The sequence below is a fragment of the Yinghuangia soli genome (assembly GCF_021502675.1).
Taxonomy (GTDB): domain Bacteria; phylum Actinomycetota; class Actinomycetes; order Streptomycetales; family Streptomycetaceae; genus Yinghuangia; species Yinghuangia soli.
On sequence record NZ_JAKFHA010000001.1, the window covers coordinates 433,330 to 446,119 of the forward strand.

At 72.2% G+C, this 12,790-nt stretch carries 14 protein-coding genes; 7 read left to right on the plus strand and 7 right to left on the minus strand.

Annotation, left to right across the window (positions count from 1 at the left end; genetic code table 11):
- Positions 1-45 precede the first annotated feature (45 nt).
- Together LZ495_RS01800 and LZ495_RS01805 are read left to right on the plus strand one after the other, a co-directional pair.
- Positions 46-1,614: a VWA domain-containing protein gene (locus LZ495_RS01800; protein WP_235050027.1), complete on the plus strand. Its 1,569-nt coding sequence runs from the start codon at positions 46-48 to the stop codon at positions 1,612-1,614.
- Between the two features lie 93 nt (positions 1,615-1,707).
- Entirely contained in the window at positions 1,708-2,550 is an 843-nt protein-coding gene (locus LZ495_RS01805; RefSeq protein ID WP_235050028.1) for an aldo/keto reductase, read from the plus strand.
- 45 nt (positions 2,551-2,595) lie between these two features.
- On the opposite strand, the gene LZ495_RS01810 is transcribed toward LZ495_RS01805, so the two are convergent.
- The 3 genes from LZ495_RS01810 to LZ495_RS01820 form a co-directional block, all read right to left on the minus strand.
- Positions 2,596-2,760: a hypothetical protein gene (locus LZ495_RS01810; protein ID WP_235050029.1), complete on the minus strand. Its 165-nt coding sequence runs from the start codon at positions 2,758-2,760 to the stop codon at positions 2,596-2,598.
- Positions 2,761-2,841: 81 nt separating this feature from the next.
- On the minus strand, positions 2,842-3,150 hold the full coding sequence (locus LZ495_RS01815) for an SHOCT domain-containing protein (RefSeq protein WP_235050460.1): 309 nt from the start codon (positions 3,148-3,150) through the stop codon (positions 2,842-2,844).
- A 65-nt stretch (positions 3,151-3,215) separates the two neighbouring features.
- Positions 3,216-3,653 (minus strand): DUF6325 family protein, encoded by a 438-nt coding sequence (locus tag LZ495_RS01820; RefSeq protein WP_235050030.1) that lies wholly within the window; start codon positions 3,651-3,653, stop codon positions 3,216-3,218.
- A gap of 174 nt (positions 3,654-3,827) precedes the next feature.
- Here LZ495_RS01820 and LZ495_RS44615 point away from each other — a divergent pair, with 174 nt between their 5' ends.
- Complete coding sequence (locus LZ495_RS44615) at positions 3,828-4,385, plus strand: potassium channel family protein (RefSeq protein ID WP_235050031.1); 558 nt, start codon at positions 3,828-3,830, stop codon at positions 4,383-4,385.
- Here the strand turns inward: LZ495_RS44615 and LZ495_RS01830 are convergent.
- Complete coding sequence (locus LZ495_RS01830; RefSeq protein ID WP_235050032.1) at positions 4,348-5,001, minus strand: TVP38/TMEM64 family protein; 654 nt, start codon at positions 4,999-5,001, stop codon at positions 4,348-4,350. The two genes, LZ495_RS44615 and LZ495_RS01830, sit on opposite strands and share 38 nt — an antisense overlap.
- 164 nt (positions 5,002-5,165) lie before the next feature.
- Between LZ495_RS01830 and LZ495_RS01835 the strand changes: the two genes are divergently transcribed.
- Both LZ495_RS01835 and LZ495_RS01840 read left to right on the plus strand, forming a co-directional pair.
- A complete protein-coding gene (locus LZ495_RS01835; RefSeq protein WP_235050033.1) occupies positions 5,166-6,977 on the plus strand; it encodes a glycoside hydrolase family 3 protein in 1,812 nt (603 codons plus the stop codon).
- Between the two features lie 193 nt (positions 6,978-7,170).
- A complete protein-coding gene (locus LZ495_RS01840) occupies positions 7,171-7,452 on the plus strand; it encodes a metal-sensitive transcriptional regulator (RefSeq protein WP_235050034.1) in 282 nt (93 codons plus the stop codon).
- Positions 7,453-7,482: 30 nt separating this feature from the next.
- Here LZ495_RS01840 and LZ495_RS01845 read toward each other — a convergent pair whose 3' ends face one another.
- Positions 7,483-8,067 (minus strand): hypothetical protein, encoded by a 585-nt coding sequence (locus LZ495_RS01845; RefSeq protein ID WP_235050035.1) that lies wholly within the window; start codon positions 8,065-8,067, stop codon positions 7,483-7,485.
- Between the two features lie 36 nt (positions 8,068-8,103).
- Complete coding sequence (locus LZ495_RS01850) at positions 8,104-9,309, minus strand: TDT family transporter (protein ID WP_235050036.1); 1,206 nt, start codon at positions 9,307-9,309, stop codon at positions 8,104-8,106.
- 190 nt (positions 9,310-9,499) lie between these two features.
- Here LZ495_RS01850 and LZ495_RS01855 point away from each other — a divergent pair, with 190 nt between their 5' ends.
- Together LZ495_RS01855 and LZ495_RS01860 are read left to right on the plus strand one after the other, a co-directional pair.
- Positions 9,500-10,402, plus strand: a complete 903-nt coding sequence (locus tag LZ495_RS01855; RefSeq protein WP_235050461.1) for a LysR family transcriptional regulator — start codon at positions 9,500-9,502, stop codon at positions 10,400-10,402.
- 612 nt (positions 10,403-11,014) lie between these two features.
- Positions 11,015-11,677 (plus strand): ATP-grasp domain-containing protein, encoded by a 663-nt coding sequence (locus LZ495_RS01860; protein WP_235050037.1) that lies wholly within the window; start codon positions 11,015-11,017, stop codon positions 11,675-11,677.
- A 104-nt stretch (positions 11,678-11,781) separates the two neighbouring features.
- Here the strand turns inward: LZ495_RS01860 and LZ495_RS01865 are convergent, their stop codons facing one another.
- Entirely contained in the window at positions 11,782-12,657 is an 876-nt protein-coding gene (locus LZ495_RS01865) for a helix-turn-helix domain-containing protein (RefSeq protein ID WP_235050038.1), read from the minus strand.
- Between the last annotated feature and the right edge of the window lie 133 nt (positions 12,658-12,790).

A 12,790-nucleotide genomic window follows, 5' to 3' on the forward strand; every position in this document is an offset into this window, starting at 1 on the left:
GGACCACCCGCCCGGCAGCCGGGCGGACGCGGCATGATGTGCAGCATGACCACGATGTCCAAAGGCGCGAACATTCCAGTCCCGACCTCCTCGCTGCGTGCGGTGGTCTCGTGGCGGACCGGCGGCGCGCCGGACGTCGACGTATCGGCCTTGCTCCTCGGCGACGACGGCAAGGTGCGCGGCGAGGACGACTTCATCTTCTACAACCAGCCCTCGCACCCGTCCGGCGCGGTCACGCACGCGGGGAAGCAGACGGGCGCGGACGGTGTCGCCACGGACGCCGTGAAGGTCGATCTGAACCGGGTTCCGACCGGTGTGGTGCGCATTGTGATCGGTGCGTCTGCAGATGGAGGAACGTTTGGCCAAGTTCCCGGACTGGCCCTCAAGCTGCTCGACGAGGCGGGCCGCGAGCACGCCGTCTTCGACATCGCGGACGCGTCCACCGAGACCGCGTTCCTGTTCGGTGAGCTGTACCTGCGCAACGGCGCCTGGAAGTTCCGCGCGGTAGGCCAGGGCTACGCGTCCGGCCTGGCCGGGCTGGCCACCGACTTCGGCATCGCGGTGGACGCCGAGCCCGAGCCGCCCGCGGCACCGCCCATGCCGGCCGCCCCGGCGACGTACACGCCGCCGCCCATGCCGCCGTCCGCGGTGCAGACCGCGCCGAACCACGCCGCGGTGCGCACCGCGCCCCCGATGCCGGCCACCGCGCCGCCGACCGCCCCCGCGCAGCCGGCCGCGCAAGCGTCCTCGGGCCCGGTGAGCCTGAAGAAGCAGAAGCTCGTCAACATGGAGAAGAAGCTCTCCGAGGAGGGCCACGGCCGCGTCCTGGACCTCACCAAGAAGGCCGCGATCAGCCTGGAGAAGCGCGGGCTGGGCGAGCACACCGCCCGCGTCGCACTGTGCCTGGACATCTCCGGCTCGATGCACAACCTGTACCAGTCCGGGAAGGTGCAGGCGCTGGTCGAGCGCGTGCTGTCGCTCGGCCTGCGGTTCGACGACAACGGCGAGGTGGACGTCTTCCTGTTCGGCATGCAGGGCCACGAGGCCGGCAGCCTGAACCTGAAGAACTACCGCGGCTGGACCGACCTGATGCTGCAGAAGTACCCCCTCGAAGGCGGTACCGACTACGCGGCGGCGATGCGCCTGGTGCGCGAGAACTACTTCAAGACCGCGGCGCAGCGGTACGCCCCGCTGTCCGACCGGGTGCCGGTGTACGTCATGTTCATCACCGACGGCATGACCACCACCGAGCAGCAGACCCGCGAGCAGGTCGTGCACTCCAGCTACGAGCCGATGTTCTGGCAGTTCATGGGCATCGGGCCGTCCCCCAAGGCGGTCGACAAGACCGACCCCAACGCGGTCGACCCGAACGCCCCGAAGAAGAAGCTGAAGCTCGGCGAGCGGCTGCAGAACAAGCTCATCGAGAAGCTCACCGGCGGCTTCGCGTTCCTCGAGGAACTCGACAACATGCAGGGCCGCTACACCGACAACGCGGCCTTCTTCGCGGTCACCGACCCGGCGAACCTCACCGACGAGGCGCTGTTCGAGCTGATGATGGAGGAGTACCCCGACTGGCTGAACCGGGCGCGCAGCATGGGCCTGCTCACCCAGTAGCCGCAAGAACGCGATGATCATGGGTACTTGTGTTGAGACCGGCCCGCCGCGTGGCAGGCGGGCCGGCCGCGTCCGACCGGAGGAAGCACACCCGTGAGCACCGTTCCCGGCATCACCCTGAACAACGGCGTGGAGATCCCGCAACTCGGCTTCGGCGTGTGGCAGGTGCCGCCCGCCGAGACCGAGGTGGCGGTGCGCACCGCGCTGGAGGCGGGCTACCGCAGCATCGACACTGCGGCCGCGTACGAGAACGAGACCGGCGTGGGCGCGGCGCTTGCCGCGTCCGGGCTGGCCCGCGAGGACGTCTTCGTGACGACCAAGCTGTGGAACCGCAACCAGGGCTACGACGCGACGCTGCGGGCGTTCGACGACAGCCTGGCGAAGCTGGGCGTGGAGTACGTCGACCTGTACCTGATCCACTGGCCGATGCCGGCCGCGGACCGGTACGTGGACACCTGGCAGGCCTTCGAGAAGCTGTACGCCGACCAGCGGATCCGGGCGATCGGCGTGTCGAACTTCCAGATCCCGCACCTGGAGCGGCTGTTCGACGGCGCGGGCGTCATCCCGGCGGTCAACCAGGTCGAGTTGCACCCGTACCTGCAGCAGCAGGAGCTGCGGGCCTTCCACGCCGAGTTCGGGGTGCGGACGGAGGCCTGGAGCCCGCTGGCCAAGGGCGGCGCGCTGCTGACCGACCCCGTGGTGGCCGGCCTCGCGGAGAAGCACGGGCGGTCCGCGGCCCAGGTGGTGCTGCGCTGGCATGTGCAGCTGGGCAACATCGTGATCCCCAAGTCGGTGACGCCGGCCCGGATCGCGGAGAACATCGCGGTGTTCGACTTCGCACTGGACGACGCGGACCTGGCCGCGCTGGAAGGGCTGGACCGCGGGCGCCGGACGGGCCCGGACCCGGACACGTTCAACCTCGGCTACGACGGCTGAGGACAGCACCGATAGAGCCCGCCCCTGGGGGATCCGGGGGCGGGCTCAGTGCTTGTCCGGCGGGCCGCCGGGGGCATCGCGGCGGCGGACGGCCTCGGTGCGCGTCCCTCGGCGGCGCAGGAAGCGGCCGGCGACCCCGAAGCCGGTGTGGAAGGTGAGGATCCACAGCAGGAACCACGCGGCCGCCAGCAGGAAGTGGAAGGTGCTCACTGCCCCCGGCCTCCCGTCCTGCTCGCCGTCCTGCTCGCCGTCCTGCTCGCCGTCCTTCCCCCGGCCTGGTGCCCGGGGGCGTCAGCCGCCGGCGAGGATGCGGGCCTTCTGCGCGTCGAACTCGGCGTCGGAGAGGATGCCCTGGCTGCGCAGCGCGGCCAGGCGTTCGAGCTGGTCGACGACGCTGTCCTGGGCCGGGGCCGCGGGCGCGGCAGGCGGCGGCGCGTACGCCTGGGCCTGCTGCTGGGCCTCGTACTGCGCGGCGGCGTCTTGCTCGGCCCTGCGGTCGGCCTGGCGCTGCCGCACGCGGCCGCTCACCGCGGTGGCGGTGCCGGCCACGACCGCGGTACGTGCGGCCGCGCCCAGCAGGCCGGGACCGCGGCGCATCATCGGACCTCGCATCAGCATGGGTACTCCGTAAGTCCGTAAGTCCGTAAGTTCGGGAAGGGCTGCGGTCAGCCGGCCGCGGCGGCGGCGAGCATGGCCGCCTCGGCGACGTCCGCGGGGATGCGTTCGAAGAGGGTGACCCGGCCGTCCGCGCGTCCGACCGCGGAGGCGACGCGGGCCGCCCAGGTGTTCTCCCAGACCAGCAGGGCGGCCGACGAGTCCTCCGGCAGGGCCGCGCCGATGGCCGCGATGTCGTCCGGGCTGAGCAGCCCGGCGATGGTGCCGTCGAGTTCGTCGAAGGCGCTGACCGCGGACGGGTCGATCGCGTCGAGCTCCAGATGGGTGAGGCTGCCGTCCGCGTCCTTGCGGATGAACGTCAGGTCGAGGATGCGGATGGTGCCGCTGTTGACCAGCGCCGCCAGCGCCGGGGCGATCTCGCCGCGGAAATTGCTGCCGGGGAATTCGACCACCATGCAGTCGACCGGTCCCAGTTCGATCGCGTCCATCGCGCGCTGCCGCCTTTCCTGCACCGGATCCGTTCCGAAATGTCCCGGGTCTCCTCAGTCAAACCCGGGGCCCGGGGGCCCGCAACAGCAGCGACGGGTGGGGCGCAGGACTGCTCGGGTCCACCCGGGTCAACTGCTGTGGCGGGATCGGCGCAGGTGGCACAGCATGGGCAGGTGGGCGACAGTGAGGGTGGCAGCGTGGTGAGGGATGCGCGCGCGGAGTCCGGGCCGGGGAACAGGCCGCTGCGCTGGATGGCGCTGCGCGCCGCGTGCACGCTGGCTCTGGTGGTCCTCGGGTACTACATGCTGCCGGACGATTTCGACGGCGAGTCGTTCGTCGTACGCTGCCTGATCTTCGCGGTGTGCGTGGCAGGGCTGGCCGGGCTGATCCTCTACCTGATCATGCGCGAACCGGCGGATTCGGTGTCCGCGCGGGCCGAGGGGCTGCTGCTGACCGTGATGGTGAGCCTGGCGTTCTTCGCGACGGTGTATTTCCGGTTGTCCCAGGACTCCGGGCAGTTCGACGGCCTGGAGACGAAGACGGACGGGCTCTACTTCACGCTCGTGACGACCGCGACCGTCGGGTACGGCGACATCCATGCGACCGGGCAGGCCGCGCGTATCGCGGTGATGGTGCACATCGTGTTCAACCTGGTGTTCCTGGGTGCCGCGGGGTCGGTCGCGCTGGCCCGGATCAAGCAGCGCCGACGGAGCGGGACCGGCTCCGCTTGATGAGCAGCGTGGCGATCGCGACGGCCAGGATCCCGAGCGTCAGGGTGACCACGACCGAGGGCGTCACGCCCTCCCGGACCGAGGCGCCGGCCGCGCACTGGACCATGGTGGCGGGCAGCAGGCCGATGGCGCTGCCGACGCCGAAGTGCCGGACCCGGATGCCGGTGGCCGCGGCGCCGTAGTTGACCACGAAGCCCGGCATGACCGGGACCAGGCGCAGCACCACGACGGGGAGCAGGCCGTGCCGGGTGAGGCGGGCGTCGAGGTCGGCGAGGGCCTGCTTGCGGTGCAGCCAGCCGCGCACCCGTTCGCGGCCCAGGCGGCGGCCGATCCAGAAGGCGAGCAGGCTGCCGAGGATGGCGCCGGCCATCGCGACGGCGGTGCCGGTGAGCGCCCCGAACAGGGCGCCGGCGGCCGGCGCGAGCAGCGTCTTGGGGACGAAGAAGGCCACCCCGAGCGTGCAGATGACGATGAACAGGCTGATGACGACGGGCGTCGGGTATTCGGTCCAGGCGCCGTTGTAGAGGGTGTCGCGCAGGGCGTCGAGGGTGCCGCGGACGGTGTCGTCGGACCAGTGGTAGGCGTCCAGCAAGGAGCCGCGCACGGCGCTCACCATGTGCGTTCCCCCTGGTTCGTGCGTGTCCGCCCTGCGGTCCGACCAGGTGATTGTACGGGCGCGGGCGGACGGCCGAGGTGCCTGTGCGCTAAAACCTAGTGCTCGGTAGGTTTTCATGGGACGATGCACCGCGCGATCCACCCGTTCCCCAGGAGGCCGAGACCATGACCCAGACCAGCGCGGACGCTTCGGCGCGCAATGCCTTCCGCGGCGGCGCCACGGCCCCGTACGAGGACGCCTCCCTCCCGGTCGACGAGCGCGTCGAGGACCTCCTCGGGCGCATGACGCTGGAGGAGAAGGCCGGTCTGATGTTCCAGACCATCGCGATGATCGGCCCCGACGGGCTGTTCATCGACGACCCGGCCGACCAGCCGATGGGCAAGACCGTCCGCGAGATGGTCGAAGGCCTGCAGATGAACCACTTCAACCTGCTCGGCGGCGCGCGGCCCGAGCAGATCGCGGCCTGGCACAACAAGATGCAGGAGATCGCGCTGAGCACGCGGCTCGGCATCCCGGCGACGCTGTCCACCGACCCGCGCCACCACTTCACCGACAACCCGGGCACCGCGGCGCTTGCGCAGGGCTTCGCGCAGTTCCCGGAGACCTGCGGCCTGGCCGCGATCCGCGACGAGAAGCTGGTCCGGGACTTCGCCGACCTGGCCCGCCGCGAGTACCTGGCGGTCGGCATCCGGCTGGCGCTGCACCCGCAGATCGACCTGGCCACCGAGCCGCGCTGGTCGCGCATCAACGCGACCTTCGGGGAGAACGCCGAGCTGACCGGGCGCCTGGTGGCGGAGTACATCCGCGGCTTCCAGGGCGAGGGCCCGCTGGGCGCCGCGTCGGTCGCCTGCATGACCAAGCACTTCCCGGGCGGCGGCCCGCAGAAGGACGGCGAAGACCCGCACTTCCCGCACGGCCGCGAGCAGGTCTACCCGGGTGGCATGTTCGAGTACCACCTGGAGCCGTTCAAGAAGGCGCTGGAGGCCGGCACGTCGCAGATGATGCCGTACTACGGCATGCCGGTGGACACCGACATGGAGCCGGTCGCATTCGGCTTCAACAAGGGCGTCATCACCGGTCTGCTGCGCGAGGAGCTCGGCTTCGACGGCATCGTGTGCACCGACTGGGGCCTGATCTCCGACTCGCTGATCTTCGGCGAGCCGCACGTCGCCCGGGCCTGGGGCGTCGAGCACCTGAGCGAGTCCGAGCGGGTCGCGCTGGTGATCGAGGCGGGCTGCGACCAGTTCGGCGGCGAGGCGCGCCCCGAGCTCGTGGTCGGCCTGGTCAAGGACGGCAAGGTCGACGAGGCCCGCCTGGACGTGTCGGTGCGGCGCCTGCTGCGCGAGAAGTTCGTGCTCGGCCTGTTCGAGAACCCGTTCGTGGACGTCGAGGCGGCCGCCGCGCTGGTCGGCACGCCGGAGGCGCTGGAGGCCGGGCGCATCGCGCAGAGCCGCTCGATCACGCTGCTGAAGAACGGCACCGAGGCGCCGGTCCTGCCGCTGGCCGCGGGCACCAAGGTGTACGTCGAGGGCGTCGACGCGGCAGTCGCCGCCGAGTACGGCACCGTCGTGGCCTCGCCCGAGGAGGCCGATGTGGCCATCCTGCGAATGCGGACCCCGTTCGAGGAGCGCCCGGGCTTCTTCGAGTCGTTCTTCCACTCCGGCACGCTGGCGTTCCCCGAGGACAAGCTCGCACCGGTCCTGGACGTGTGCGGCAAGGTGCCGACCGTGGTCGACATCTACCTGGAGCGTCCGGCGGTCATCCCGGAGATCGCCGCGGCGTCGGCGGCCCTGGTGGCCAACTACGGTGCCGCGGACGGCCCGCTGCTGGACGTGCTGTTCGGGCGCCGCGCGCCGGAGGGCAAGCTGCCGTTCCAGCTGCCCGGTTCGATGGCGGACGTCGAGGCGCAGCGCTCCGACGTGCCGAGCGACAGCAAGAACGCGGTCTTCGAGTACGGCCACGGCCTCTCGTACTGAGCGCGTCGCGTTCTGACGCCCTGATGTCTTGATGTCTTGATGTCCTGATGTCTTGATGGCGGCTGCTCCGGCAGCATGACGGCCCCGCCGGGGAAGCCCCCGCGGCGGGGCCGTCGCATTGCGGGGTCGTCGCATTCCCGGGCTGCCGGGCACACTGGAGACACGGTGACCGGGGCGACCGGAGGGGGCGGCGATGACCGGGTACAGCCACCACAAGGACGATGTCCTCAAGCGGCTGCGGCGTATCGAGGGGCAGATCCGCGGGCTGCAGCGCATGGTCGAGAACGACACCTATTGCATCGACGTCCTCACGCAAGTGTCCGCTGCGACACGGGCGTTGCAGTCGTTCGCACTGGCGCTGCTGGACGAGCACATGGCCTGCTGCGTGGCCGAGGCGGTCGCGGGCGGCGGTGCGGACGCCGAGGAGAAGGTACGCGAGGCATCGGCGGCGATCGCCCGCCTGGTGCGGTCCTGAGCCGAATGGCTCGCACCGGCTCGAAGCGCTTTACGCCCCGGCCGGGTTGGTGCCGGTGGCCTGCTGCTTGACGTAGCGGCTCCAGGGCCGCAGCAGCACCGGCCGGGTCCACAGCAGATGGCCGCCGCCGGGCGGGGAGACCACGCCGCCGCGGGCCGGGTCGCCCGCGAACCAGACCTTGGAGCCGTCGCAGGGCCGCAGCGGACGCGTCCGCCGCGCACCGGCGACCACGGCCAGGACGTGCTGGGCGCCGTCGCGGGCCGGGTCGATGAGCACGATGACCGGCTGGTTGCCGGCGTTGGGGTAGCGGGCCGGCTCGTGGAAGCGGCAGGAGCAGGCCACCCACTTGTGCCGGGCCAGCACGCGGCGCATCCGGGTGGCCTGGACGTGCCCGACGATCCCGAAGACGGCCGCGCAGCCGGCCGCGAGGATCGCGGCGAGCGTGCATACCGGCGGGACGTCGGAGAGGCGTTCGAGGACCCAGGCCCCGGCGTAGAGGACCGCACCGAGGACGATCAGGCCCCACGCCCGCCAGCGGCAGCCGCGCAGCGCACGGCGGGTGTCCGGCACGGCCAAGGCCGATCCCTCGGGCGGCGGCGGCACGAGGGACCTCATGACACGTCAGCCTAGAGGCTCCCCCCGGTCGCCTGGCTAGCGTGACGCGAGAGCCGCGGGCACGGGGCGGGCCGGCACTGCGGGAGTCGCCGCTGCGGCCGTCGCGGTGGCGGCGGCGGGGGCTGCGGGCGGGGTGCGGAACAGGCGGCCGCTCAGGCAGCCGCGGGCGGTGCGGGTGCCGACCACCAGCCATGCGGCGACCAGCAGCACGTACAGGGCCACGGCGAGTGCCTTGAAGGCCGTCGAGCCGGTGTGCACGGCGAGGCCGGTGGCGCCGGTGACGCAGGTGCCGACCGGGAAGGTGAAGCCCCACCACGTCATCGCGAAGGGCAGTCCGCTGCGCGCGGCCCGCCAGGTGAGGGCGGCGGCGAGGCCCATCCAGACCAGGGCGAAGCCGAGCACGGGGATGCCGTACAGGATGCCGAAGGCCTCGAAGGCGGAGGCGAGTTGCGGCGAGACCGCCACGTGGGCGACCGAGCCCAGCGTGTTGGCGGCGGTCACCGACTGGCCCAGGGGGCCGAGCACGATCCAGAGGGTGGGGACCATGACGGCGGGGCCGGTGCGGTGCAGGACCAGGCGCGTCCAGATCAGCGGGAGCAGCGCGACGGTGGCGAACAGGCTGATCCCGAACATCGCGTAGCAGGCGAACAGCAGGGCGGTACGGGCCTCCCCGTGCGCCAGGTGCGGCACCAGCAGGGGGCCGGTGGCGGCCGAGACCATCGGGGGCACCACGGGCATCAGCCAGGTGGCGAACACGCTGTCCAGGCGCAGGTCGTGCCGGGTGATCATGAGGTACGGCACGGCCACCGCGGAGGCCAGTCCGGCCAGCGTGCCGGCCGTCCACAGCACCGCGCCGATGCCGACCGCGGTCTCGGTGCCGAACAGCTCGGGCCCGAAGGTGACCGTGCCGGCGGCGATGGTGAGCAGGGCCATCGGGGGTGCGCCGTAGAAGGGGGCCATCGCGGGGTTCAGGTGGTGCCCGCGGGCGGCCTCGCGGTGCCGGGCCCAGTGCACGGCGGTGCCGGCCACGAGGGCGACCAGCAGCACCGAGGCGAGCAGCCAGACCAGGAAGGCCGCGGTGTGCAGCCCGGTGACGCGGACCGGGAGGGTGGCGGCGGCGTTCGCGACGATGCCGGTGCCCATGACCGCGGCGAACCAGTTCGGTCCGAGGTTGCGGAAGACGTCGGCGGGACGGTCCAGCTCGTGCAGAAGCCGGGTTCGGGTCCAGGTCGCGGTGCTCATGCAGGCACCTCGCTTCGCTCGGCACCGCATTCGCGAAGCGCATCCTCTTGTTTGATTCTCTCGCTGCGCTCGTTCATTCTTCAACGTTCGCCGGTCAAGATCGTCCCCGGTAGCCGTCTTGTCCCGATGAGGCCATAAGGCAGGGTTATGAGTGCTCTCGTATGCTGAGGCCGTGCCCTTGTCCTCACGCATGCCCGATCTGTCCTCGCTGGAGCTGCTGCTCGCGGTCGCGCGGCTCGGCTCACTGGGGCGGGCCGCCCGCGAGGCGGGCATCTCCCAGCCCGCGGCGAGCGCCCGCATGCACACCCTCGAACGGCTGGCCGGCTTTCCGCTGCTGGAGCGCACGCCGCGGGGCTCGGTCCTGACCCCGGCCGGGGTGCTGGTCACCGACTGGGCGCGGCCGCTCCTGGAGGCCGCGGACGAGCTGGACGCGGGCCTGACCGCGCTGCGCGAGGACCACGACTCGCGGCTGCGCGTCGAGGCGAGCCTCACGGTCGCCGAGTACCTGCTGCCGCGCTGGCTGGTCACCCTACGCGACGCCCGTCCCGGGGTGTCGGTGTCGCTGCGGGTGGCGAACTCCACGGACGTGGCCGCGCGGCTGCTGGCCGGCGAGGCCGACCTGGGGTTCACCGAGGGCAGCCGGGCACCGCGCGGCCTGGACTCCGCGGTGGTCGCCCGCGACCGGTTGACCGTGGTGGTCGCCCCGGGCCACCCCTGGTCCCGCCGCCGCAGTCCGCTCACCGCGGCCGAACTGGCCGCGGCACCGCTGGTCCAGCGCGAACAGGGCTCCGGCACGCGCGAGGTGCTGTCCGCGGCCCTGGCCGCACACGGCGGCCCGGCCGCACCCCTGCTCGAACTGGCGTCCACCACCGCCCTGAAAGCCGCCGCGGTCTCGGGCGCAGGCCCCGCGGTCCTCAGCTCCCTCGCCGTCGCCGACGACCTGGCCTCGGGACGCCTGGTCGCCGTGGAGGTCGCCGACCTCACCCTGGACCGAGCCCTCCGCGCCGTATGGCCGCACGGCACCCAACCCACAGGCCCCGCACGAGAATTGCTCACCCTGACCCGAGCCACCGCCCGCCGCACCAAGCCTTGACCCGCCCGCCCGGACCGGGCCCTGCGGCCGGCGCGGCAGGAGCGTTACAGGGAGCTAGGCATCGGGCTTGGGGAGCCGCGAGGGGGAAGCAGATAGCCGTGGACGCACGAAACCGCGATGCGCAGAGGCCTGGCGGCGAAGGCGTCACTCCGCCGGAGCAGCGCCGCAGCAAGCGCGGCTGCAGGAGGAGGACTTGGGCATCGGGGCCGGGGCGGCGTGAGGGTGTGAGGCGCAAACCGGGGGCAGGCAGGGCAGCGCATCGCCAGAACTCGAGGCAGCAAAGGGCGCGGGGTACGCAGCTACGGCCGGGGGTTGGTCGGCGGCGGGCGGCGGGCGGCGGGCCGACGCTTGTTGGTGGCGGGGGGCGTTGGTGCGCGTCAAGGTTCGACGGCCGCGGCCTAGGGTGGGCGGATGGTTGTTGCGTTGCTTGTGCCCGGGGATCCGCTGGACCCGCGGAGGGTTGATCCGCATTTTGCGGCGGAGGCGGGCTCGGCTCGGGATGCGGGGGCGGGTGTGGCACGCATTGACCATGACGCGCTGCTGCGGGGTGATGCTTGTGCTGCGGTTGCGCGGGTGCCTCGGGGCCTGGGGCGCGTCTTCTACCGCGGCTGGATGATCCCCTCCCCTGACTACCGGGCCCTCGACGCCGCGCTTCGCGACCGCGGGGTGGAGTTGGTGACCTCGCCGGACGCGTACGCCCGCGCGCATGAGTTGCCCGGCTGGTACGCGGTGTTCCGGGAACTCACGCCTGTGAGTGTGTGGTTGCCGTTGGCTCCGGCGACGATGCCGGACACCGGAGAGCTCGCGGCGTTGGCCGCGGGGCTGCCGCCGGGGGCGGCGGTGGTCAAGGACTGGGTGAAGTCCCGCAAGTATGAGTGGGACACCGCCTGCTTCGTGCCCGACCTGGCCGATACCGCGCATCTGACGGGCGTGGCCGAGGCGTTCGTGCGCGGGCAGGACGAGTTCCTGACCGGCGGTGTCGTGCTGCGGGCGTACGAGGACTTCACCGGGACGGAGGCCCGCGTGTGGTGGGTGCGCGGCGAGCCGGTGCTCGTGACGCCGCATCCGGATACGCCGGAGGCCTTGGCCGAGCCGGAGATCGGCGCCGACGTGCGGGCCGCGGTCGCGGAGTTGGACGTGGCCTTCGTGACGACGGACCTGGCACTGCGGGCGGACGGCCGGTGGCGGGTCGTGGAGGTCGGCGACGGCCAAGTGAGCGACCGCGCGGCCGGGGTGGCCCCGGAACTCCTGCTGGAACCACTGCTCATGCCGTGACGGGAAGCCGGTCGACACGTGTCGATTCGCGGCGGTGGCTTCGGACGGGGCGGCGCGGTGTTCATTCCTGCGGAGTCACCGTGCCGGCAGGGCCGTTCAGCCCGTCAGGGCTCCAGCATCAGCGTCGTCACGTTGCCGTTGAGGCGGTTCGGGGCGGCCGGGCCGCGTAGGGCCTGGGCCAGGAAGGCGCCGGGGGTCAGGCCGGTGGCGTTGCGGATTTCGCGGTTGAGGTGCGATTGGTCGTAGAAGCCGGCCCGGGAGGCGATCTCGGCGAGGGGGCGGCCGGCGGTGAGCATCCGGAGGGCGTGCTGCAGGCGCAGGATGCGCGCCGCGGACTTGGGGCTGAGGCCCATCTGCTCGCGGAAGCGGCGTTCGAGTTGGCGTTCGCTCCAGTCGAGTTCGGCGGCGAGGTCGCCGATCGGGAGGGTGCCGGCGGAGTCGTGCAGGATGTCCCAGGCGTGCAGGACGCGCGGGGCGACGCCGGGTCCCGCGGACTGCCAGCGCACCAGCATCTCGTCGAGGGCGGCGAAGCGGGACGGCCAGTCGGGGAGTTCGGCGAGGCGCTCGGCGAGGCGGCCGACCACGGCGCCGCCGAGGTCGGAGGGTTCCACGAGGCGGTCCGCGACCTGGTGCATGGGCACGCCGAACATCGCGTACGCGGCCCAGGGGCGCATCACGATCTCGATGCCGTGCAGCGAGCCGGGGTGTTCGCCGATCGCGGCTTTGGTGCGCATGCCGGTGAACAGCGAGTTGAAGGTCGTCGGAGCCGTGGGGGCGTCCGCGTCGACCGGGGCGACCGCGAGGCGGTGGTCGAAGCCGAGCAGCAGAGTGGCCACGCCGACCGGGAGTTCGAGGCGGCGGCGCGGCTGGTCGGTGTCGATGCGCAGTCCCCGGTAGAAGCACACGCCGGGGCGTAAGCGGGGGTGCGGCGGTACCTCGACGATTTCGTGCGCGGGCGAGATGAGTGTGCGGTACGGCATGGCAAGGCCTCCGGAACCGATCCGAGCGCTGCCGTTCCGTCACCCGCCCCGCAGGTCCGGGGCGTACGGCCGTGCTGAAGACGGGGACGTCACGGGTTGCGGGAAACGCTCGGATGCTAGCCAGCGCGCGGTG